The 21,372-nt window shown below is 67.3% G+C and carries 18 protein-coding genes and 1 pseudogene; 9 read left to right on the top strand and 10 right to left on the bottom strand.

The window, feature by feature from the left end; translation table 11 throughout:
* Nucleotides 1-335: 335 nt before the first annotated feature.
* Together MF672_RS39230 and MF672_RS39225 are read right to left on the bottom strand one after the other, a co-directional pair.
* A complete protein-coding gene (locus MF672_RS39230) occupies nt 336-1,109 on the bottom strand; it encodes a transposase family protein (protein WP_242373851.1) in 774 nt (257 codons plus the stop codon).
* 474 nt (nt 1,110-1,583) lie between these two features.
* The gene (locus MF672_RS39225; protein WP_242373850.1) at nt 1,584-2,048 is read right to left on the bottom strand and encodes a TspO/MBR family protein; all 465 of its coding nucleotides are present in this window, start codon (nt 2,046-2,048) and stop codon (nt 1,584-1,586) included.
* A gap of 942 nt (nt 2,049-2,990) precedes the next feature.
* Here MF672_RS39225 and MF672_RS39220 point away from each other — a divergent pair.
* Nucleotides 2,991-3,305 carry a hypothetical protein gene (locus tag MF672_RS39220; protein WP_242373849.1) on the top strand — a complete coding sequence of 105 codons (315 nt, stop codon included), beginning with the start codon at nt 2,991-2,993 and terminating at the stop codon, nt 3,303-3,305.
* A 104-nt stretch (nt 3,306-3,409) separates the two neighbouring features.
* Here MF672_RS39220 and MF672_RS39215 read toward each other — a convergent pair whose 3' ends face one another.
* Together MF672_RS39215 and MF672_RS39210 are read right to left on the bottom strand one after the other, a co-directional pair.
* Nucleotides 3,410-4,051, bottom strand: a complete 642-nt coding sequence (locus MF672_RS39215) for a response regulator (RefSeq protein ID WP_242373848.1) — start codon at nt 4,049-4,051, stop codon at nt 3,410-3,412.
* On the bottom strand, nt 4,048-5,349 hold the full coding sequence (locus MF672_RS39210; RefSeq protein WP_242373847.1) for a sensor histidine kinase: 1,302 nt from the start codon (nt 5,347-5,349) through the stop codon (nt 4,048-4,050). The genes MF672_RS39215 and MF672_RS39210 overlap by 4 nt, the downstream gene beginning before the upstream one ends.
* A 113-nt stretch (nt 5,350-5,462) precedes the next feature.
* Between MF672_RS39210 and MF672_RS39205 the strand changes: the two are divergent.
* From MF672_RS39205 to MF672_RS39195, 3 genes and pseudogenes are all read left to right on the top strand, one after another.
* A pseudogene (locus tag MF672_RS39205) lies at nt 5,463-6,116 on the top strand (ABC transporter ATP-binding protein); the annotation flags it as partial.
* A gap of 62 nt (nt 6,117-6,178) precedes the next feature.
* Complete coding sequence (locus MF672_RS39200; protein ID WP_242373845.1) at nt 6,179-6,943, top strand: DUF2705 family protein; 765 nt, start codon at nt 6,179-6,181, stop codon at nt 6,941-6,943.
* Nucleotides 6,944-7,037: 94 nt separating this feature from the next.
* A complete protein-coding gene (locus MF672_RS39195; protein ID WP_242373844.1) occupies nt 7,038-7,814 on the top strand; it encodes an ABC transporter permease subunit in 777 nt (258 codons plus the stop codon).
* Between the two features lie 813 nt (nt 7,815-8,627).
* Here the strand turns inward: MF672_RS39195 and MF672_RS39190 are convergent.
* The 3 genes from MF672_RS39190 to MF672_RS39180 form a co-directional block, all read right to left on the bottom strand.
* The gene (locus MF672_RS39190; protein WP_242373843.1) at nt 8,628-10,313 is read right to left on the bottom strand and encodes a ribonuclease J; all 1,686 of its coding nucleotides are present in this window, start codon (nt 10,311-10,313) and stop codon (nt 8,628-8,630) included.
* Nucleotides 10,314-10,367: 54 nt separating this feature from the next.
* Entirely contained in the window at nt 10,368-11,285 is a 918-nt protein-coding gene (dapA, locus tag MF672_RS39185; protein WP_242373918.1) for a 4-hydroxy-tetrahydrodipicolinate synthase, read from the bottom strand.
* 171 nt (nt 11,286-11,456) lie between these two features.
* Complete coding sequence (locus MF672_RS39180) at nt 11,457-11,909, bottom strand: GNAT family N-acetyltransferase (protein WP_242373842.1); 453 nt, start codon at nt 11,907-11,909, stop codon at nt 11,457-11,459.
* Nucleotides 11,910-12,044: 135 nt separating this feature from the next.
* Between MF672_RS39180 and MF672_RS39170 the strand changes: the two genes are divergently transcribed.
* The gene (locus MF672_RS39170) at nt 12,045-13,100 is read left to right on the top strand and encodes a GntR family transcriptional regulator (protein WP_308210615.1); all 1,056 of its coding nucleotides are present in this window, start codon (nt 12,045-12,047) and stop codon (nt 13,098-13,100) included.
* A gap of 403 nt (nt 13,101-13,503) precedes the next feature.
* On the opposite strand, the gene MF672_RS39165 is transcribed toward MF672_RS39170, so the two are convergent.
* Entirely contained in the window at nt 13,504-13,914 is a 411-nt protein-coding gene (locus tag MF672_RS39165; protein WP_242373841.1) for a RidA family protein, read from the bottom strand.
* A 78-nt stretch (nt 13,915-13,992) separates the two neighbouring features.
* Here MF672_RS39165 and MF672_RS39160 point away from each other — a divergent pair, with 78 nt between their 5' ends.
* From MF672_RS39160 to MF672_RS39145, 4 genes are all read left to right on the top strand, one after another.
* The gene (locus tag MF672_RS39160) at nt 13,993-14,364 is read left to right on the top strand and encodes a winged helix-turn-helix transcriptional regulator (RefSeq protein WP_242373840.1); all 372 of its coding nucleotides are present in this window, start codon (nt 13,993-13,995) and stop codon (nt 14,362-14,364) included.
* 1,066 nt (nt 14,365-15,430) lie between these two features.
* Nucleotides 15,431-16,087: a JAB domain-containing protein gene (locus MF672_RS39155; protein ID WP_242373839.1), complete on the top strand. Its 657-nt coding sequence runs from the start codon at nt 15,431-15,433 to the stop codon at nt 16,085-16,087.
* Nucleotides 16,088-18,006: 1,919 nt separating this feature from the next.
* Nucleotides 18,007-18,483 (top strand): GntR family transcriptional regulator, encoded by a 477-nt coding sequence (locus MF672_RS39150; protein ID WP_247815651.1) that lies wholly within the window; start codon nt 18,007-18,009, stop codon nt 18,481-18,483.
* A gap of 41 nt (nt 18,484-18,524) precedes the next feature.
* On the top strand, nt 18,525-19,022 hold the full coding sequence (locus tag MF672_RS39145; protein WP_247815650.1) for a GntR family transcriptional regulator: 498 nt from the start codon (nt 18,525-18,527) through the stop codon (nt 19,020-19,022).
* Nucleotides 19,023-19,963: 941 nt separating this feature from the next.
* Here the strand turns inward: MF672_RS39145 and MF672_RS39140 are convergent.
* Together MF672_RS39140 and MF672_RS39135 are read right to left on the bottom strand one after the other, a co-directional pair.
* Complete coding sequence (locus tag MF672_RS39140) at nt 19,964-21,094, bottom strand: tyrosine-type recombinase/integrase (RefSeq protein ID WP_242375294.1); 1,131 nt, start codon at nt 21,092-21,094, stop codon at nt 19,964-19,966.
* The gene (locus MF672_RS39135; RefSeq protein ID WP_242375293.1) at nt 21,094-21,351 is read right to left on the bottom strand and encodes a hypothetical protein; all 258 of its coding nucleotides are present in this window, start codon (nt 21,349-21,351) and stop codon (nt 21,094-21,096) included. Before MF672_RS39135 ends, MF672_RS39140 begins: the two co-directional genes overlap by 1 nt.
* Between the last annotated feature and the right edge of the window lie 21 nt (nt 21,352-21,372).

Genomic DNA, 21,372 nt, shown 5'->3' with positions numbered 1-21,372 from the left:
TGAGCAGCCCCAGAGACTGTCACCAGCGCATGATCGCCGATGGACTCACACGTCGTGAGCACTGGCCCATCAACTCGCCGAGCAGGGCCCCGCTATCTGGACGCGGCTGCGCTTCGGACGTCGGTCGTCGCAGCCGCCCGCCCCGATGGACATCACGACGTGAAGCCCAGCATCAGCCGGACAATCTCCCCAGTCAGCCCGCGACCACCCACCCACATTCCCGAAATGTCCCGCGCATCGAGCTGGCGACGGTTTGTAGCGGAGGACGCCAAGTCAGCCGACGTGCTGGCTCGCATCGGAACCAACCATCGCCCACCAGTGAACGCTTTTCATCCTCACACCGCCTGCGCAACTCGGTGATTCTGCAGGACGGCGATGGCCTTGCACAGGTGGCCGGCCTTGGACGGGCTGCAGCGTAGCTTCCGAAACACCTTCCAGCTCTTCAGCTGGGCGTTCGCGCGCTCACCGGGGCCTCGGAGCCTGGCGTGGGCGCGGTTGGCCTGCTTCTGGGATTCGGGCTTGTGCCTGCCCTTGTACGGGGTGCGGACCGGGCCTTCGGCTCCCTGGTAGGCATTGTCGGCCAGGGTGACGATGCCGGCCTGCTCCAGTGCGCGCAGGATGCCCCAGATGCGGGCGGCGCTCAGGTCGTGGGTCTTACCCGGCAACGCGCCCGAGGTCCACAGGATCGTTCCGTCCGGTGTCGCGATGACCTGGATGTTCATGCCATGGACGCGGTGCTTGCCGGAGAAGTACAGCCGGTCGGCGGCGATCCGGTCGATGCGGATCAGCGTGCCGTCCAGCACCAGGTAGTGCAGCCCATCCCGCTTAGCCTTGCGCAGCGCCTGGCCGAGCTTGGGCGAGCGCGCCGACAGCAGCATCACGGTCTCCTCCACGTACCGCCACGCCGTCGCCGTCGAGACGCCGAAACCGGCCCCGAGCTCAGGGAAGGTCTCTCCCTTGCGCAGGTAGACCAGTACGAGCAGGGCCTGCTGTCCCGGGTTGAGCAGCCGCCAGGTTGAGCCGATGGCCTGGCGGTGCCGGCGGATGAGGCCCGCGACGTAGTTCAGAGTTCGGCGCGACAAATCGACGGCAGCACGATAGAAAAGCATTCGAGGCCCCTGGTGGTGGCGGACGTGATTGTGGTGATCAACCCGTCTACCAGGGGTTTCGCCATGTCCTCAGGTGAACGTCAACCTTGCGATCATGCTGTGATCAACACTCGCCGCATGGGGATGAAAACGGCTCAGTGTCCACCCTCACGGCGACCCAGCCGCCCGAGGCGGATCCAGCAGGTCACCCGGCACCGGCGACCAACTGCGCAGTTCCATGGCCAAAACGCCACGAGCGACGCCCACACGGTCCCGACATGGCCGCCCCCACTGCCGAAAGTTGCTGCACTTGGCCGCAACCCCCGAAATCCCCTGGGGGCTCCGAGGCAACAGAGATCGCCCCCGTCGCCCGATTACCCAAGCTCCCACTAACGAGCAACACTCACAAAAACCCACATCCACGCATGACAGCACCCACCCCGCACAAAGCCCTACGCCTGGGCAATAGCACGGCGATGCACACAACCCACGAACCTATTCCCGATTACGCCGCACAATAGAAGCATTCAACGCAGTCGCGAACAACGTCCACGCCGCATACGGCAGCAGAGCAGCCCCCGCCACCCGATCCGCCCTCATGGCCTGCCGAACCAGCACCGCGTTCGAGAGATTGAGGGCCGCGATCTCGGCCAGAGCCCACCGCGGTGACCGCGCCCGGAAGAAGAGCGCGGGCCAGCCGGCATTGAGCGCCAGATTCCCGCCCAGCGCCCACCCGAGCGCCTTCCGCTGCCCTTCCTCCCCGCGCGCGAGTGCCCGCGCGCCTCCGTACGCGATGAGCCCGTAGAGCGGCGTCCACACGAGCGGGAACACCTGCGCCGGCGGCTGCCAGGCCGGCTTCCGCAACCGCCTGTACCAGTGAGTACGAGGATCAGTCACCAATGATCCCGCTACCGCCGCAGCCGCAGTAGCCGCTCCGGTCCGGAGCAGCGCTTTCCTCATCGACATAGCCATAGCTCCCGCCCCTGCCCCCCACAGCAGAACTCAAGCACCGCCCCAACCACCCACCCGATCCCCGCAAAGCCCCTCACCATGCACCCGAGCTCACCGCCGGCCGCCAATCAACCAATGCCACCATCGCAAGCTCAGCGCAGCGCGCAGGAATCGACACACCCATAGACAGAATGCGGCCAACCACCCACACCTGCCGCTCACGCAGCCCAACGACTCACCTACACAACCTCCTAGCCCCTAATCACCAACGACTGACCAACTACAAAGCGAGCTGCATGTTCACCTACCAAAAGCCCACTCCATCCGCCCTCCGCTATCGAACCAACAGATACGTTAACTCAAGGCCATAATCTGACGATCGATCGCGATATCCGACATAGCCAGCAATCAGAAAAGCCGCCCTATCTCTTCCCTTAGACCATCGGGCACCCGCACTTCCACTCCACCCGACCATGCCACACAACGCTTCCCGTTCCGCCCGGCCACCGCACACCGCGCTTCCATTCCACCCGACCCTCACACTTGCACTTCCACTCCACCCGGCCATGCCACACAACGCCTCGCACTCAGCCCGGCCACCGCACACCTCGCTTCCACTCCGCCCGGCCATCGCCCGCCCACGCCGTCCACACTCCCACGTCAACCGACATGATCATCACAGACCTGGACATCCGGACTTTAATCCACAAAGCCCGACATAGCCCCCAAACGCCTCACACGCCGGGGCAGTTTTTCTCCTCCGGAAACGCCTGCAAATGGGACGTGCTGAAACCCCGGTATGAACGGCTCAATCCGCGGGAGTACAAACCCCTACCCGTCGCCCGATCGGCGTGTCACACAACTCCAAACTGCTTGTCACCATGGGTAACAGCAAGTGAGACCCGGTCACGGGGCCGGTGTCTCTCCCGACTACCGCAAAGGTAGGAATGCGTGGACGTGCAGACGGAGATCCTCGATTTGAAGCTCCGCGTCGAGGCCCTGGAGGCGAAAATGGTCTCCGCCCTGGACCGCACGGCAACCCTGAGCCTCATCACCGCCCTGCGAACGGACCTCGCCGAACTCCGGGCCGACATCGCCGAGGACTTCAAGGCGTGGGGCGACGAGCTGGCCGGTGTCCGCCGCCACTTCAACGACTCCTTCAAGGCTTCCCGCTCCGACCTGGTGAGGGCGCTTGACACCATACGCTGCGAAATGATCGACCTAGGAATCAGACTCGACCGCCTGGTAGAGAAGGACGGCGCCTAGCCACACCACCCGCGCCCCCGACCCCGGTCGGGGGCACCCACCCGCTCCCATACAGCCCACCCATCGTTCGCAAATCCGACCAAAGCCACCACGTCATCACCCCCTCAAGGCGCCGCGGAGACAAGCCCGCTCTCATAGGCGGCAATCACGAGCTGCGCCCGGTCACGCGCTTCCAACTTGGCCAGCAACCGCGTGATGTGCGTCTTCACCGTCGCCAAGCTCACCTGCAGATGGCGCGCGATCTCCCCGTTCGACAGTCCCCGCGCGATCAGCAACAGCACCTCACGCTCCCGCTCCGTAACCCCTTCCAGCCCTTTGACCTGCGGCACCACCGGACTCCTGGTGAACTGCTCGATCAACCGACGCGTCACCGTGGGAGCAAGCAAGGCTTCACCTCCGGCCACCACCCGGACAGCGCTCAGCAACTCGGCCGGAGGCGTGTCCTTCAGCAGGAAGCCGCTGGCCCCGGCACGCAGGGCGTCATAGACGTGAGCATCCAGGTCGAACATGGTCACGACCAGAACCCGGGCAACGTCCTTGATCCGCCGCGTGGCCTCGATCCCGTCCATCTCCGGCATGCGCACATCCATCAGCACCACGTCCGGCCGCTGCTCGTGAACGACCGCGACCGCCTCCGTACCCGTGGCCGCCTCCCCCACCACGACCAGGTCGGGCTCGGAGTCGACCAACACCTTGAAGCTTCCCCGGAGCAACGCCTGATCGTCGGCGATCACCACCCGGATCACGTGACCTCCTCGTACGGCAACCGCGCGAAGACCCGGAACCCCCGTCCAGGCAGGCTCTCCGCCTCGAACACACCGCCGTACATCATCACCCGCTCACGCATACCGATCAGCCCGTGACCGACCCCGGGAGAAGGCAAGGTACGTCTCCCAGGCCCGTCATCGACCACTTCGACCCGCACGTCCTTCCCGTCACCCACCACCGAAACCCGGCAGCGCGCAGGCGAGGCATGCTTGATCACATTGGTCAGCGCCTCCTGGACAATCCGATAGACCGCCAGCTCGACTCCCTCCGGCAACCGGCCCACCGCAGCGGAACCGGCTACCCCGCGGTCGCCGCCACTCCCCCCTTCCGCGCCACATGCAACGGTTGCGCCGTCGCTTCCGTCTCCCACGTTCCATGGCCCTGGGCTCCCGCCGCGTAGCCGGGTTTCCAACTGCACCTCGACCCCGGCCGATCGCGCCTGGCGCGCCAGGCTTTCCAGGCCGGCAAGCCCCGGCGCCGGCGCCCGGTCAGGCGCCTCTGACGTGGAGCGCAGCATCCCGAGAAGGTGTCGCATCTCGACCAGGGCACTCCGGCTGGCCGTCTCGATCACGCGAAGAGCGTCCTGCGCCTCCTCGGGCCTGGTCGTGATCACGTGATTCGCCACGCCCGCCTTGACCGCGATCAAGCCGACGTTGTGCGTGACGACGTCGTGCAGCTCCCGCGCGATCCGGAAGCGTTCTCGCGTCACCGCCTGTGCCGCCAGTCGCTCGGCGTTCCGCGCCGCGTACAGTCGCCGCTCGTACACCGCTCGCCCGATCGTCCAGGCGCCCCCCAGCGCCGCGATCGCCATCAGGGGTTCGTCGAGATTCAGGACCCAGGAGGGGACGGATTGCTGTGGCGTGCCCGCCACCACGAGCCCCGCCAGCGTGAGCAGGCTCAAGGTCCCGATGGCCGAGACGGGCACCACGCTGCCGGCGCGGTTGCCCAAGGCGACCACGTAGAGCGCGTACGCAGGCGCTAAGTAGGGGAACGCGACGGCGCCCAGCACCTGGCCCACGACCGCGAGCACCAGCGTGAAGAGGAAGACCGGCATCGGCCACAACCTCCGTAGCGCCAGGGGCAGCCCCAGAGCGAGCGGCAAGCTGATCCTCGCCCACGGCGGCAGCTGCGTCGCGGCCGCCGCCGAGGTGAAGAACACGAAGGCGAGGACGAACCCAGCCGCCAGGTCGAGCATGATCAGCTGCCCGTGACTCAGCCGTCTGGCGAAGAAGGGGTGCTTGTCCGCCCTGCTCACCCTGTCGATGGTCTCGTCCACGCAAGGAACCGTAGCCGCTGCCACGGTGTCCGCACGTCAACCCAGGGTCTGACCTTGAAGTTCGGACCCTGGTCCGACGCGCCGCCCGCCCTCGTCGGGCCAGGCTTTACGCCGTGATCGAACTACAGCACCTCACCAAGCGTTACGGCGACACGCTCGCCGTGGATGACCTGTCCTTCACTGTCGAGCCCGGTCACGTGACCGGGTTCCTGGGCCCCAACGGCGCGGGCAAGTCGACCACGATGCGCCTGATCCTGGGCCTCGACGCCCCCACCTCCGGGCAGGCCCTCGTCAACGGCCGGCGTTACACCACGTTCCGCAAGCCGATGCGCGAGGTCGGCGCCCTGCTGGACGCCGGCGCGGTGCACGGAGGCCGGAGCGCCTACAACCATCTCCTCGCGCTGGCCCGCACCAACGACATCGGTCCGATGCGCGTGGCCGAGGTGCTGGAGCAGGTCGGCCTGGCGGGTGTGGCCCGCAAACGCGTGGGCGGTTTCTCCCTCGGCATGAAACAGCGCCTGGGCATCGCCGCCGCCCTGCTCGGCGATCCCGGGGTGCTGATGTTCGACGAGCCGGTGAACGGTCTCGATCCCGACGGCGTGCGCTGGATCCGCGGCCTGATGCGCTCCTTGGCCGCCGAGGGCCGGACGATCCTGCTCTCCAGCCATCTGATGAGCGAGATGGCCCTCACCGCCGAGCGCATCGTCATCATCGGCCGGGGGCGGCTGGTCGCCGAGGCGACCGTCACCGAGCTGACCAGCCGCTATCCGTCGCTCGAAGACGCCTACCTGGCTCTGACGGCCGACAGCGTCCAATACGGGTCGGTCCGATGAGGGCGGCCATAGCCTCCGAGTGGCTCAAGCTGCGCTCCCTGCCCTCCACCTATCAGGCGCTGGGGGCGGCCGCCCTCATGATCGTCTTGGGCGTGGTGTGGACGTTCTATGTGAGCGGCCTGGCCGACCAGCGTGGCTCCCTCCGCGCGGCGGCGCCCGAGGAGGGCTTCCTGCCGCTCGTCCAGATCAGCCTGGCGACTCTGGGCGTGCTGGCCGTCACCAGCGAGTACGCCACCGGCATGATCCGCACCCACCTCATCACGGCCCCGAACCGCAGCAGGTTCCTCCTGGCCAAGACCGCCCTCATCGGCCTGGTCACGTTCGTCGCGGCCAATGTCGTCCTCCTGGTCACCTACTCGCTGAGTCGCCTGATCGCGAACGGCCGTTCCCTGGGTTTCAACTCGACCTCGTTACCCGACGACCTTCCGATGCTGCTGGCCTCGGGCCTGTCCGTCACCGCTCTCGCTCTGGTCGGCCTGGGTCTCGGCACGGCGGTCCGCTCGACGGCGGCCGCGATCGGGTCCGTCGTGGCGGTTCTGTTCGTCCTGCCCGGCGTCGTCAACTACCTCCCCGAGCCATGGAACAACCGCATCGCCACGTTCCTGCTGCCCAACCTCGTCCCTCAGATAGCCGGTCAACGCCTTTCCAGCCGCCTCGGCGACGGTCTGCTTCCGCTCTGGGCCGCTCTCGCCGCACTCGTCGCCTACCCGTTGATCGCCCTCGCCATCGGCCACCACCTGCTCAGGAGAAGAGACGTATGACCACGCCAGCGAAGGCCCGCGCAGCGTGCCGCACGACCATTTGCAGCCGGCAGCAGGGGCGTTCCCCCGCCGCCGCCGACCGGAGCGCGGCGTCATGAGCGTGCTCGCGGCGGAATGGCTCAAGGTCCGCTCGGTCCGCTCGACCTACGTCATCCTCGGCATCAGCATGTGCACGATCCTGCTGGGCCTCGCACTCGCCGTGGGTGCCGCCGGCGCCTACGACAGCGCTCCGGTGGACAAGCGCCCCGACGCCCGTATCGCGGACCTGGAAGAAGTCCTGGTGATCGTGCCGCAGCTCTGTCTGGGCATCCTCGGCACGCTGGCCGTGACCTCCGAATACGTGACGGGCCTCATCAGGACGAGCCTCACGATCGTCCCTCGGCGCTGGCCCGTCCTCGCTGCCAAGGCCGCCATCATCGGGACGCTGGGCCTGGTCGTCGGCCTGGTCACCGTCTTCGGAGCCTACGCGGTCTCCCGGGTGGTGCTGGGCGACCGGTTCTCCGGCGCCTACACGGTCGCGTTCCTGGACAAGCTGCCGATCTTGACGGTCATCAGTCTCACGGTCCCGGTCTTCGCACTGCTCGGCCTGGGATTGGGCGCACTGCTTCGCTCAGCGGCCGGTGCGATCGCCGCCATCGCCGGCCTCGTCTACGTGGTTCCCATCATCATCGGCAACATCCCCGAGCCATGGAGCGAGCGCCTCGGCTCGATCATGATCGGTGCCCTGCCGCACCAGATCATCGGCGATGGCAACGCCTCCTCGGTGTACGGCTCGCTTTTGTCACCCGCGGCCGCCACCGCCGTCCTCGTCGCCTACGCGGCCCTCCCTCTCCTCGCGGCCGTGTGGACGATGCGCCGAAGGGATGTCTGATGCTCCGAAGGATCCCCTGACATGCGTCAGCTGAGGCCCAGGGTCCGGCTGCTCCTTGAGCGCGGGCTCCATCAAGCAGCGCGCCACCTGCGTCATGCTTGGCACCGCGCCCTCCCGTCCGGACGGCCGGCCTCGCCTCCGTATATGCCGTCCGGCGTGACCCGACCCTCAGCTGCGGACAACAAAGCCATGTCACTCGCCTCGCCGCGTGGACCCGAGCAACCGGCAAAAGCGGACGGCAGAGACGTACGAACGGCGGCACCCGGCACAGGCGCACGAACGGCGGCTCTCAGCGGAGGCTCTTGGACGGCGTCGTACAACAGGGCTGGGCAAGCGGCCGCACCGGGAGGACGCGCCCGAACGGCGTCGCCCTTCACAGGCCCACGGACCGCTGCACACAGCGAACAAGGGGAGGCCGTTGCGCTCAGTGAACGCGAGCGAGTGGCTACAGGTGGCCGACGCAGAGTGATTCTGGCGGTGCACAGGCGGCACGACGCGTCAGGCGTGCTCAGCAGTGGGCTGCCACCAGCTCGCACTGCGTTGCCGCCGCTTCGCCACCCGCCACCGACCCGCAGCGTACGGCCGCCTGCCGGCAGCACTCCGCCACCGCTTTTCAGCGAGCGACCACCGGTTCACATGGCGCCACCGCCGGTTCACAGCGCACTGCCGCCAGCTCTCCAGGTCTCGGCCACGGCATCAGTTCGACATCGCACAGCCAGTCCCTCGGTACCAGGCGGCAGGGGCGCACCGTTGCCAGGGCGGCTGCCATCGGTACGGCAGACGAGAGCGGCGTCTGCCGTACCACCCGGAATGTCAGACCTCGAGCACCACAGGGATGATCATCGGCCGCCGGCGATAGGTGTCGCTCACCCAGCGCCCCACCGTGCGGCGGACCACACGGCGGATCTCCTGCATGTCCACCACGCCGTCAGCGGCCTTCTCCTCGAGCGCGCGCTGGATCTGCGGGATGAACTCGTCGAACTGCGCCGGATCGATACCCGAGCCACGGGCGTGGATCTCGGGACCGGCGGTGAGCTTGCCCGTGTTCGAGTCGACGACCACGACCACCGAGATGAAGCCCTCGTCACCCAGGATCCTGCGGTCCTTGAGCGAGGTGTCGGTGATCTCGCCTACGGACGTGCCGTCCACGTACACGTAGCCGGCGTGCACGGCCCCGACGATCTTCGCCCGGCCGTCGACCAGGTCGACCACGACTCCGTCCTCGGCGATGACGATGTGGTCATCGGGCACGCCGGTGAGGGCGGCGAGCTTGGCGTGCGCGCGCAGGTGCCGCCACTCGCCGTGCACGGGCATGAAGTTGGAGGGCCGGGTCAGGTTCAGGACGTACAGGAGCTCGCCGGCGGCCGCGTGGCCGGAGACGTGCACCTTGGCGTTGCCCTTGTGGACGACCCTGGCGCCCCACCTGGTCAGCCCGTTGATCACCTTGTTGACCGCCGCCTCGTTCCCTGGCACCAGCGACGAGGCCAGCAGCACGGTGTCGCCTTCGGCGATGCGGATCGGGTGATCGCGGTTGGCCATCCTGGACAGCGCCGCCATGGGCTCGCCCTGGGAGCCGGTGCAGATGAGCACCACGTCCTGCGGCGGCCATTCCTCGATGTCGCGCGAGTCGACGATCAGGTCCGGCGGCACCTTGAGGTAGCCCAGGTCGCGAGCCACGCCCATGTTGCGGATCATCGACCGGCCGACCAGGGCGACCTTGCGGCGGTGCCTGGCGGCGGCGTCCATGACCTGCTGGATGCGATGGACGTGGGAGGCGAAACTGGCGACGATGACCCGCTGCTCGGACGTGCGGATCACCTCATCGATGACCGGCGCGATCTCCCGCTCGCTGGTGACGAATCCCGGCACCTCGGCGTTCGTGGAGTCGGACATCAGCAGGTCGACGCCCTCGCTGCCGAGCCTGGCGAAGCCGCCGAGGTCGGTGAGCCGGCCGTCGCTCGGCAACTGGTCCATGCGGAAGTCGCCGGTGTGCAGGACGATGCCGGCCGGTGTCCTGATCGCCACGGCGAGCGCGTCAGGGATCGAGTGGTTGACCGCGAGGAACTCGCAGTCGAACGGCCCGAAGACGTGCCGCTCGCCCTCGACCACCTCGAGCTTGTTCGGCTGGATCCGGTGTTCGCTAAGTTTGGCCTCGATCAGGGCCAAGGTGAGCTTGGACCCGATCAGCCGGATGTCACGCCGTTCGCGCAACAGGTACGGCACCGCCCCGATGTGGTCCTCGTGGGCGTGTGTGAGCACTATGGCCTCGACGTCGTCGAGGCGGTCCCTGATGTATTCGAAGTCGGGCAGGATGAGGTCGACGCCCGGCTGGTCGGGCTCGGGGAACAACACCCCGCAGTCGACGATCAGCAAGCGGCCGTCGTACTCGAAGACGGCCATGTTCCTGCCGATCTCTCCCAGCCCGCCGAGCGCGACGATGCGCAGGCCGCCTTCGGGCAGCGCCGGCGGGGGGCCAAGCTCAGGATGTGGATGGCTCATGCTTGGCCCCCACAGTCAAATCGTGTGTACAAAACTGCTGGTTCCTCCCCGTTCCTATACGTCTGTCAACTTCACCCCGCCGGCTACCAGGCAGGCACGCAGCTCGGCGATCTGCTGTTCTGTGGCGTCCACGAGCGGCAGCCGCACCGGGCCCGCCGGAACGCCGACCATGCTCAGCGCCGCCTTCGCCATGATCGCGCCACCCGCACGCAGCATGATGCCGTCCACGACGGGCGCGACCTGCGTGTGAACGGCCAGCGCGCCGGCGACGTCGCCGCTCTTGTGCAGGCGGATCATCCGCGCCAGCTCGGCGCCCACGACGTGTCCCACCACGCTGACGAACCCGGCCGCGCCGAGCGAGAGCCAGGCGAGGTTGAGCAGGTCGTCGCCGGAGTAGAAGGCGAGATCGGTCGCCGTCATCACCTGGCTGCCGGCGAAAAGGTCACCCTTGGCGTCCTTGACGGCCACGATGCGCTCGTGCTGCGCGAGCCGGATGAGCGTTTCAGTCTTGATCGGCACACCGCTTCGTCCCGGGATGTCATAGAGCATCACGGGAAGGTCGGTCGCGTCGGCGACGGCGGTGAAGTGCCGGTAGAGCCCCTCCTGCGGGGGTTTGTTGTAGTAAGGCGTCACCACAAGCAGCCCGTGCGCACCGGCGCGGGCGGCCTGCCTGGCGAGTTCCACGCTGTGGCGGGTGTCGTTCGTGCCCGCCCCCGCGACCACGGTCGCCCGGTCACCGACCGCTTCGAGGACGGCGCTGAGGATGCGCTGCTTCTCCTCGTCGGTGGTGGTGGGAGACTCGCCGGTCGTCCCGTTGACGATCAGACCGTCGTTGTGCTGCTCGTGCACCAGGTAGGTGGCGAGCCGCCGCACGGCGCCGTAGTCGACGTCGCCGTCCGGAGTGAACGGCGTGACCATGGCGGTCAACATGCGGCCGAAGGGTGCGTCGGTGGTTCCAGTTGGCGATGCCATAGTGCGAACGCTACCCGGATTCGGAAATCCATTGGACGCCGCCACCCCGCTTTGCCTGCCTGGAACCGCTCTTCATCCCCCTTCGCGGGCATTTCAGAGGTTGATCCCCTGACGGGGACCGTACAAACCTTCGGGTTCGCGCGGTCCATGCCGAAGCCCTTCCGAACGGCGCTACGCCGGCAGATCGATCTGGTACCGGATGAAGCCCCGGTTCTCGGCGACCTTGTCGTACAGGCGCCTGGCGGTGCTGTTGGACTCGTGCGTGTTCCAGTACACCCGCGAGCAGCCTCGCTCCCGCGCCCACCTGGTCACCGCTTCGATCAGGGCGCGTCCCACGCCCTCGCCGCGGGCGTCGGGCGCGGTGAACAGGTCCTGGAGGTAGCAGACATCGGTGTCGGGAGCGGACGTGCTCGCGTGGGTGAGGAAATGGACGAGCCCCACGAGCCTCCCGTCGTCGTCCCGTCTCGCTCCGAAGGCATGCAAACGGGTGTCCGCCTGGAATTCCTCCCAGGCCCTCTCGTACATCTCGTCCGGCTCGCTGCGCTCATAGAAGTCGATGTACGCCCGGAACAGCTCTTCCCAAGCATCACGGTCACCAGGAAGAAGGCGGCCAATGCCGATCATCGATGTCCCCGATCTCACAGAGCGTCAAATAGGTCTAGATGGCACAACCTAGGACGTAAGTGGCTTCTCGGGCACGGCCACTCCGTCCCAAGACGAGATGACCACTTTCCCTCCCACGTACCGCTCGGAGACGGCATGCTGGACCGAAATGGCGCCTCCAGCCAGGCGGGCGCCTCCCGGCATCAACCGCCCGCGCACCGATCCGTCACCTCGTCGCGCCAGGTCACGGAAGGCCGGGCTGACTCTCCAGGCAGGGCCAGGCAATGGAAGAGGTCGCCGATATGTGCTCGGGGGTACACACATCGACGACCTCTACCGGAGAATCGGAGCCCCTTACGGCTGCGTTACAGGGTTTCTCCGATAATTTTCCGCCATCGCAAAGTTGGGGCTCCAGCAGCCATCGATGACGGTCGGTTACCTGCCGAATACGGCAACATGGGGCAACGCCTCACACGAACCCCCAGGGATGGACTAGTGGCCACCTCAGATCCGGTCTACCTGCGTGTCGTCGAAGACATCCGGCGACAGATCACCGACGGCACCCTTCCCCCGGGTGCACCCATTCCGTCACGGGCGCAACTGACCCGCAAATACCAGGTGGGCGAGACTGCCGCTCGTCATGCTCTCCGCGTGCTCGCGGGCGAGGGCCTCATCATCGGCCGCGTCGGCTCAGGCCATTACGTCAGGGAACGCCCCGTCCTGACCCCTCTCCACCGGTGGCGTTACCTCGACCATCCAGCCCCGATCGCCGCCGACCTGCAGTCCCAGGGCAGGCGCGTGACCTGGGACTGGCACAGCGAGCCGGCCGAAGCGGGCCCCGAGATCGCCCGCAGGCTCCGGGTCAAGGAGACGACCACGCTCACCAAGACCCACTACGTCTTCCGAGGCGACGGAAGACCGCTCCAACTCGCCACCTCGTACGAGCCGATGGACTTCGCTCCGCACACAGAGGAGGAACGGCGCAGCCTGGTGGCCCGACTGTACGCGCACGGCATAAAAATCACCGAGGTCGTGGAGAGCGTCAGCACCCGCGTGCCCCGCCCGGCCGAGAGCGACGCGCTCGACCTGTCGGCGGGCGTCAACGTCCTGCACGTCGAACGCACCCACTGGGCCGGCGACCGCCCTGTGGAGACGAGCGACATCGTCATTCCCGGCGACCGTTTCCGCGTGACCTACAGCATGCCCGCCTAGACATGCCCGCCTAGACATGCCCGCCTAGGCATCCGCAGGTGACCCGGAAAGGCTCCGGGCGAGCCCCACCACATCCTCGCCCGGAGCCTCCCACCGTCCATACTCCGCATCCGTCGGCCACGGCCCAAGGAAGGGAAGGCTGACATCACCCCGCGCCTCGTTCTCTCCTGCGGCGACTCTTGAGCTGCGGTGCGGTTGTTACTCCTGTGCGTGGCCGCGAGGCAGCTCGCCTGGCCGGTGTAGCGCTTATCTGCGTTTGGCCGGTTCGTGGGCGATCCAGGACGATCGTTCTCCTGAACGTCGCCGACCGGCCGTACCGAAGCCGGAGCGGGGACAGACCGACGAAGTCGCCGATCGCTTGTGCGCAGTCCCGCACCGGCCGAGCCCGGCTGCGGGTGTCGACTCAGGAGAGCAGCGCGGTCGCCTCGACCTCGACGAGCACGTCCGGCTCGAAGAGGTGGTCGACGCCGATGAGGGAGGCCGGCGGCATGGGGAGCTGAAGGCCGATCTCCTCGGCGACGGCCTCGACTCCGGCCATGAAGTCACCGATTCTCTCCGGGCTCCACCGGGTCACATAGAACGTGAGGCGCACGACGTCCGCGAACGAGGCTCCTGCGCCTGCCAGGCCGAGGGCGACGTTGCGCAGCGCGTGCGCGAGCTGTCCGGCGAGATCGCCGGGGGCCACCGGGGTCCCGTCGGCCTGCCGCGCGACCTGCCCGCTGACATGGACATGAGTCGTCCCCGTGCCGACGGCGACGTGGTGGTACGGGGTGGGCTGCAGCAGGCCTTCCGGGGTGAAGTACTTGACGGTCATAGCTGTTCTCCTTGCCAACGTAAGTATCTGTAAGCTACTTAGTAGGAGAAGGACACTTCAACGAGACCAGGTTTCGCCATGGATACCGGCAGCGAGATCCGCATCGACGCGCCGCACCGCGAGCTCCTTGATCAGGTGCTCGACAAGTGGTCCCTCAGCGTGCTCAACGAACTCTGCGAACGCCCCTGCCGCTTCAACGAGCTACGTCGGGCCATGCCCGCGGTCACACAGAAATCGCTGACCGCGACGCTTCGCCGTCTTGAGCGCAACGGAGTGATCGAACGTGAGGTCGTCTCCACACGGCCGGTGGCGATCATGTACCGGATCACACCGCTCGGCAAGACCTTGCGGCAGCCCATTGACGTATTGCTGACCTGGGCCCGCGAGCACATGCCCACCATCGAACACGCCCGCGACGCTTTCGACACGCGCGAAGGGACCGGCCTCTGACGCCTGCCTCCTGGCGCAGTTCAAGCCGGCGTCCCATGCCTACGACGGCCGGTCGAGCACCGGCGCGGGAATGACGGACACACCTCCTGATGATCGTCCGGGGTGCAGCCAGTCGATCGTCGGCTCAGGCCCCGCCTTGGCGCGAGGCCGTCCTCAGCCACCCAGCCGACGATTTTCAGCTACTCGGTCACGGCCACACGGCCACATCCCGAGCGGACGTTGAGGACCGGAGACGGTCTCCTGTCCAGGTAGGGCAGGGGCGTGGGGTGGGGCGTCAACCTTCTATGCGCCCGGCGGAACTCTTGAGCTGAGGCTGCCTTCCGTGCAGAGGCGCTTCTGAGGCCGGGGCTCGACAGTACGTCAGCGGAGCCGCCTCGACGGCGCAGAGTAGCCCGAACCGCATCGGTCACCCCGTTGCGGCGAGTGACCGAGTTTGCCGTGTCTCGTGGGTGGCGAGCGACGGTAGCGAGGAGAGCGTCGCGCAGTAGCCCCAGCCTGCTCGTTGCCGCGGGGACCGCGAGATCGTCCCGGCTGCGGACGCGGACTGGTGGTGCGCCACGCTCTTGGCACGCATGCCGTATGGCGGCACAGCCGAGCACATCTTGTTACCCACAGGTTGTCCGGCGACGCCGTGGTACGTACTGCGTCTCCGGCTATGAGCGGGTGGGCTGGACGGATGAAGAGCGAGTCGCAGCGAAAATAGTTTATGCAGACCTCTTGAACATGGCCGTCATTCCGACTATGTGCGCACATCGCATGACTCAGCTATGCCGCAAAGGACTCCAGGTTCGCATAAAGGTCCAGCCCACACTCCTGTCAAGAGAGATCGGGCACCCACCACGCCGTGCTCTCACCGATGTGGAGGTTCGGCATCGTTCCTGCTAGACAGCACGTTCATTCGGGGGACGTCCGATACCTGCCACACTGTCCACCGGTGCGGCTTGCCTTTTCTGGCAGGTTCTTGCTGTTGAGGCGCACAAAGCTCACTAAACGCACGAATGAAGCGGGCCAATGTGCGCGGCGGAATTGTCGGTGAGCGTTGATAGAACGGTCTTGGAGGTTGCCGATGCGTCTCAAAGACCTTTCCAAGCAAGACCGGCCGCGCGAGCGGCTCATGTCCAGAGGGGCGAGCGCCCTGGCGGACCGGGAGTTGCTGGCCGTGCTCCTCGGCTCGGGTTTCCGCGGCTCCAGCGCTCTGGACCTGGCCACACAAGTCATCGAACACTGCGGCGACCTCGACGGGCTTGGCCGCTCGGACCCGCATCGGCTGCTCACCGTACGGGGCGTCGGTCCTGCCAAGGCGGCGAGAGTGGCGGCGGCTTTTCACCTTGTCCGTCGAGCGGGGGCCGGGCCGGAGCGCGAACGCATCACCGGCACCGCCGATCTGGCCGGCCACTGTGCTCCTCTCCTGCACGGGCACACCCAGGAACGCCTGGTGCTGGTCGTGTGCGACACCGGCGGCCGCGTGCTGAAACGCTCGGTCGTCACCGAAGGCGGCGCCGATCACACCGCCATGCCGGTCCGCGAAGTGATCATCGAGGTGCTCACCGCGGGCGGCGCGATGTTCGGACTCGCCCACAACCATCCGAGCGGCTCTCTCGACCCCAGCACAGCCGATCTTGAGGCCACCGCGCGGCTCGTCGAGGCCGCCGAAACGGTCGGATTGCGGTTGCTGGACCACCTCATCATCACGGACACCGCCTGGAGGCGAATCCCCACGTAAACCCCTGTCACCCGCCCACCGAACAGCAAAGGGAATCATCTTGTCTATAGCGTCGAACGGCGGTTTTCCAAGCACTGCCCATGAGAATCTAATGCCGCGGGAAGGCCGTTATGGACGTCAGCCGGCCGGTACCCGCCGTGGGTGTGGTCCTGCGCCTCCTGGTTGGCAAGGGGCCACGTCCATGCTTCCGCGCCAGTCCCAGGCGGAGCGTTCCCGGTCGCGTCGATGGTTTTCTGATCGGGGCGTTCCTCCTGGGGGTGCGGCGCGAAGGCGCGCAGCACGTGAGGGATGGTCGACTTTACGTGCGCACCGGCAGAGGTGCTCGCACTCAGCTGGTCGAGAGCTTCGACCTGAGTTCGGGCCCTCTGCCAACCATCGGGTTGATCGTGGCGTAGTCGGGCTGGACAAACCGCAGGCGGTGGCCGTCGTATCACGGTCGCGATGGCAGTTGCCCGGTGGTGAGAACCCTCTCGCGGTGGCGACAGCGGTTGCCTGGAGATGGCAGCTGTCACGCGGTGGCGGCAGTGGCTGCTCGGCGAGCGGGATGCGGCAGCGGCTGCTCGGTACGCGGTGGTGGCAATGGCGCTCGATCGCGGCAATCGTCTTGCGACTATGGGTGGGACGACTCGGCGTTGGATCGCTCATCGAAGGCGATCAGGAGGAAGCCCGGCCAGGCGTCGTGGGAATGGGCGAGAACTCGGGTTCGCGGGCGCTGTGGGTCGTGAACGTGATCGGATGCCGCGCGGGCGAGCGTCTGTGGATGACGGTGCGGTCGGTCGGCAGCGTGAGCAGGTGCGGTCGGCGGTGTGAGCAGGGGACTGCGGTGGAAGAAGCCGCTGCAAGACGTGCACGACGCCGGCGGACGATGTTCGAAGTGCGTGTGCATCGGGGTTCAAGGTGTGTGTTCAACGACGCGACGAATTGTGCCGTGGGTGGTGTGTCGGAACTCGTGCGTGCCGATGTGAGAGTGCGTGTTCGCGGACGACCGGCGGCAGGTGGGGTGCTTGAGGGGGACACCTGCCGCGGTGTGATCGGACAGGGGCGCAGGTACCGGCTGTCCGAGGTGATGGGCGCGGCAGCGGGCCGCGACCGTGGAACACGGCTTCGTGAGCACCTCAAGATCCCTGAGTACGAGTGCCGTGTGGAGCCCGGCTCGGCGGCGGCGAGGAGCCGGGATTCTGCGGGTTCCGTTGCGGATCCGGGGACCGTCCGCAGGACGGAGGGGTGTGGCCCCCGGATCGTCTGAGGAGGTGAGGTCTTTGCGATCCTCACCTGGGGAGGGGACATGCGGGTGGGTGGCACCGGAATTCAGCGGGGGACGGCGAATGTGAGGCGAGCCGGCACGGTGAGAGGGTCGTGTGCTTCGGTGGTGCGGAGGTCACGTCCCACGGAGTGGCGAAGGCGGGCCGGTGCGGGGAGGGGGTCGTGTCATTTGGAGGCGCCGCGATTCAGCGGGAACGATGCGAAGGCGGGCTGGCATGGTGACGCTGCAGGGAGGGCGAGTCAGCGGACCTGGCCATCCAGCAATCTCTGCCAGATCCTCACGGATTCGGCGTACCTGGAGTGTGCGCATTCGTCGATCACCGAGTGGCCGTTGACGCTGCGGGTTCGGCGGATGAAGAAGAGGCCGCCTGTTTGGCACAGCTCGTAGTACGTCGGCCGGCAGGAGCACGTGTAGGAGTGCACGCGTACTCGCTGGCTGGATGAGCGTGGGGTGATCCAGTGCAGGGGCGTGCAGCGGGGGCGAGGATCGAGGACGTGGGCGGTGAGGCAGAGGTCGGCCGGTGCTGGAGGGTTCTCGACGAGCATGTCTTAACCCTAGGTCTAGTTGTATCTCGTCGCCCGCTTGGTGAGGCGGTTCTGTCTATTTAGACAGGTTAGTATGCCCGTTCTTGTCCCTCTTGGTCTATGTTGCCGTTGTGCTCGACTACGACGGGGACACCCACATCTACATTCAGATCGCCGACATCATCCGGCGGCGGGTCGCCGGGCTCGCGTCCGGGCATCCGGTGCCCAGCGAGGCCGACATCCAGCAGGAGTTCGGCGTTGCGAGGACGACCGCTCGGCGGGCGATCCATGTTCTGCGCGAAGAGGGACTTGTCTACACGGTTCAGGGTGAAGGTGCCTTTGTCGGCATGCCCGAAGAAGCCCCTCGCAAGAAGCGAAAAGTGCCGCTCTACCAGCAGATCGCCTCGGACCTCGCGGAACAGATCAAGACGGGAGAATTTCTGCCGCGTCGGGCTATACCGGGTGAGGCCGCACTGGTCGATCAGTACGGCGTGGCGCGCGAGACCGTACGGAGAGCGATGGCGCTTCTTCGCGAGCAGGGATGGATTTACACCGTCGCGCAGCGCGGCAGCTACGTCTCACCGGAAGAGTCGTGGCCCCAGGCTTGAACCCGCTCCTCTGCTTGTATGCCGACGTCTACGATGTGGACATGCTCGATCGTGAAGGGCCTGTGCCGCTGTACGTCCAGCTCGCGGAGGTGATCGAGGAGCAGATCAACAGCGGGCAGTTGCAGCCCGGCGAGGCCGTGCCGAGCGAGGCGGACCTCGAGGTGGAGTTCGAGATCGCGCGCGCCACGGCGCGCAATGTGGCGCGGGAGCTTCGTCGGCGCCGGCTGGTTCACACCATTCAGGGGGAAGGGACCTTTGTGGGGCCGGTCGGGGTGCCGTTGCTGAAGCGGTCGAGAGGGATGTATGTCCGGATCGCTGATGAGATCGTCGCCAGGATCCGGCGGGGTGAGCTTCGGCCGTATAGGGCAATCCCGAGTGAGGCTTCGTTGATGCGGCGGCATGGGGTGGCGAAGGTCACGGTGCGGAGGGCTGTTGCGCATTTGCGGGAGTGCGGGTGGGTTTTCGCGGGGGTGGAGGGTGGGGTCTATGTTTCGCCGCAGGAGGACTGGCCGCGCCGCTCGCTGGTTGAGCCGCGGTAGGGCGGGCGGTGTTGGAGGGGTTTTGGGCGGCGGTTAGGCAGGGGTTAGGCAGGGTTGGGCTCGGGCTGGAGGGCCTGGACGGGGTTGAAGGGGTTCGACACGGGCGCGAGAGCCGGGCGCGAAAGCCGAGCGCGATTGGGCGGCAGTTGCGGGGTGGGTGGTGACGCCGACCGTGTGGGTTCGGGTCAGTCAGCGGGTCGCGCGGGGCGGCGGGCAAGCCGGCCGGGGAGGGCTGGCGAGCCACGATTACGCCAGTGGCAAGTCGTAGGTGAGCGACACCTGGACTGCGCGCGGCCGTGGGCAACCAGCGGGGAAGGCTCTCGAGGTTACGCCGCCAGCAGGCCGCGGGCAGGAGGCAGGCGACCGCGGTGGGGTGCGGGGCATGAGGTGACGGCGTAGGGGGTGCGCCAACTAGAGAGGCTCGCGAGTAGGGCTGCGTGGTTGAAGGGGCGGGCGCTCAAAAGGGCGCGGCATCGAAGGGACGCGCCCTGGGGGAGACGCGCCCTCAAGAGCGCGAGGTCGGAGGGACGCGAGGCCAAAGGGACGCGCCATCAAGGGGAACGCGAGGCCGAAGGGACGCGCCCTCAAAAGCGCGAGGCCGAAGGGACGCGCGGTCGAAGGGACGCGCGGTCGCGATCGAAGGGGCGGGCGGTTGACGAGTACGCGGTCGAAGGGGTGCTCGGTCGCGGGACATGGCTGCGGGGACATGGTCGCGTTCGCGGCGGCTATTGGTTGTGGTTCGGGCTTCGGGCCTCCGGGGTTGGTGGGGCTGGTGTGGGGTTCTTCTGGGTGAGGGGCGGGAGGCGAGGGGGGGCGGGCCCTGCGGGTGGCGGTGGTGGGCTGCGTACGTGTGGAGGGCCGGGGCCCGCAGGGCGTGGTGTGGGTCAGAAGACCGGGATGATGTCTTCCGACTCCCCGCATCCGCCCAGGCCACGCCCACATCACCCCCGCTCCCCCGATGATCGTGCGTCACCCATGCGCCCCCGACCCCGAAGACGCTCACTCCACGCCCGCTTGATATCCGCGTGCGCCGACGGATCATGATGGGAATACTGCTCCGTCGTCTTGATCGAGTCATGCCCCAGGATGTGCTGCACCTGAATGATCGGCACGCCCATCTGCACCAGCCGCGACGCAGCAGTGTGCCGGTTCGTGTGCGGCCGCGCGTACGGCACCCCCGCGGCCTCCAGAGCCCTGCGCCAATGCCAGTAGAAGGTCTGGTAGTGCACCGGCCTCTCCGGGCCCGTACGCGGCCGGAACACCAGACCGCCGCGATCACGCCCCTCCAGCAGCACCGCCATCGCCTGCATGATGTGCCCCGGCACCGGGATCACCCGCTCCGAATCATCCGACTTCGGGTACGGCCGCAGCCCCTTCGGAGTCAGAACCCACCGAACCTCGATCAGCTCGCGGAACCAGTCCACGTCGCTGCCGTGCAGGCCGGCCAGTTCCTCCCACCGCAGGCCCGACCACTGCGCCAGCTCCACCAGCGTCCGGTACGGCTCCGCCAGGTGCTGCAGGATGCGCTCCTGCTCGTCGTCGGTGAAGTAGCGCCGCTTCTTCGCCGGCAGGGCAGGCAGGCGTACGCCGTGGCACGGGTTGTTGAGGATCACCGGGGGCTTCTCCTCGGTGGCCGCGCGAAGCATCGCGGAGAACACCCTGTAGGCCAGGTGCACCGTCGGCGCCCCGAGTGGCTTCTTGGTGCCGTCCCGCGCGCGGCCGCCCTCCTTCGACAGGAGCTTCACCCAGCCTTCGACCTCCATCCTGGTGATGGAGTCGAGGGGCCAGTGGCCCCAGTGCGGCAGGACGTAGCGGTCGAGGTTCTTCCGGTCGCGCTCGGCAGTGGTGTCGGCCACCACGCGCGCCTCCCACCAGCGGTCGTGCCACTCCCCCACGGTGATCCGGCCGATGCGCGGGTCGCGCCACTCACCGCGGCGGAGTTCGGCTTCCTTGTCCTCCGCCCAGACCTTCACGACGCTCTTGAGGCGGTCGGTCTTGGTGTGGCGCTTGCCGCCGGGCCCGCGCACACTCGCCTGCCACTTCCCGGACGGCAGCTTCCTGTAGGACGCCATCACGGCTCCGCCCCAAGTGCCTCGCGCAGCACGCCCTCGAGCTTGTGCGCCATGTCCATCGTGATGAGCTCCTCAGGGACGAAGATGGTCAGCCCATCCGGGCTCCAGTCGAAGCGTGCGCCTGGCGCTGCTTCGGTGGCGTCGCCCCAGTTCTGGGCCTCGGTGCGGGTGTTGAGGGTGGCCGAGCGGTGCTTGCCGTCGGGCAGGCGCACGGTGACGCGCCAGCGGCCGGCGCGGGTACGACGGATCGATGCCATGGTTCTCCTTCCAGCGGGGGG

Source organism: Actinomadura luzonensis (assembly GCF_022664455.2).
GTDB classification, from domain to species: Bacteria; Actinomycetota; Actinomycetes; order Streptosporangiales; family Streptosporangiaceae; genus Nonomuraea; species Nonomuraea luzonensis.
Note: the sequence above shows the minus strand (reverse complement) of the source record. Positions and strands in the feature narration are given on the sequence as shown.

Bases quoted from the DNA above. Each gene is read 5' to 3' on its own strand.
- MF672_RS39230 (WP_242373851.1), bottom strand. From the start codon at position 1,109: ATGCTTTTCTATCGTGCTGCCGTCGATTTGTCGCGCCGAACTCTGAAC.
- MF672_RS39225 (WP_242373850.1), bottom strand. From the start codon at position 2,048: ATGAGGAAAGCGCTGCTCCGGACCGGAGCGGCTACTGCGGCTGCGGCG.
- MF672_RS39200 (WP_242373845.1), top strand. From the start codon at position 6,179: ATGAGGGCGGCCATAGCCTCCGAGTGGCTCAAGCTGCGCTCCCTGCCC.
- MF672_RS39195 (WP_242373844.1), top strand. From the start codon at position 7,038: ATGAGCGTGCTCGCGGCGGAATGGCTCAAGGTCCGCTCGGTCCGCTCG.
- MF672_RS39190 (WP_242373843.1), bottom strand. From the start codon at position 10,313: ATGAGCCATCCACATCCTGAGCTTGGCCCCCCGCCGGCGCTGCCCGAA.
- dapA (WP_242373918.1), bottom strand. From the start codon at position 11,285: ATGGCATCGCCAACTGGAACCACCGACGCACCCTTCGGCCGCATGTTG.
- MF672_RS39180 (WP_242373842.1), bottom strand. From the start codon at position 11,909: ATGATCGGCATTGGCCGCCTTCTTCCTGGTGACCGTGATGCTTGGGAA.
- MF672_RS39170 (WP_308210615.1), top strand. From the start codon at position 12,045: ATGCTGGACCGAAATGGCGCCTCCAGCCAGGCGGGCGCCTCCCGGCAT.
- MF672_RS39165 (WP_242373841.1), bottom strand. From the start codon at position 13,914: ATGACCGTCAAGTACTTCACCCCGGAAGGCCTGCTGCAGCCCACCCCG.
- MF672_RS39160 (WP_242373840.1), top strand. From the start codon at position 13,993: ATGGATACCGGCAGCGAGATCCGCATCGACGCGCCGCACCGCGAGCTC.
- MF672_RS39155 (WP_242373839.1), top strand. From the start codon at position 15,431: ATGCGTCTCAAAGACCTTTCCAAGCAAGACCGGCCGCGCGAGCGGCTC.
- MF672_RS39145 (WP_247815650.1), top strand. From the start codon at position 18,525: ATGCTCGATCGTGAAGGGCCTGTGCCGCTGTACGTCCAGCTCGCGGAG.
- MF672_RS39140 (WP_242375294.1), bottom strand. From the start codon at position 21,094: ATGGCGTCCTACAGGAAGCTGCCGTCCGGGAAGTGGCAGGCGAGTGTG.
- MF672_RS39135 (WP_242375293.1), bottom strand. From the start codon at position 21,351: ATGGCATCGATCCGTCGTACCCGCGCCGGCCGCTGGCGCGTCACCGTG.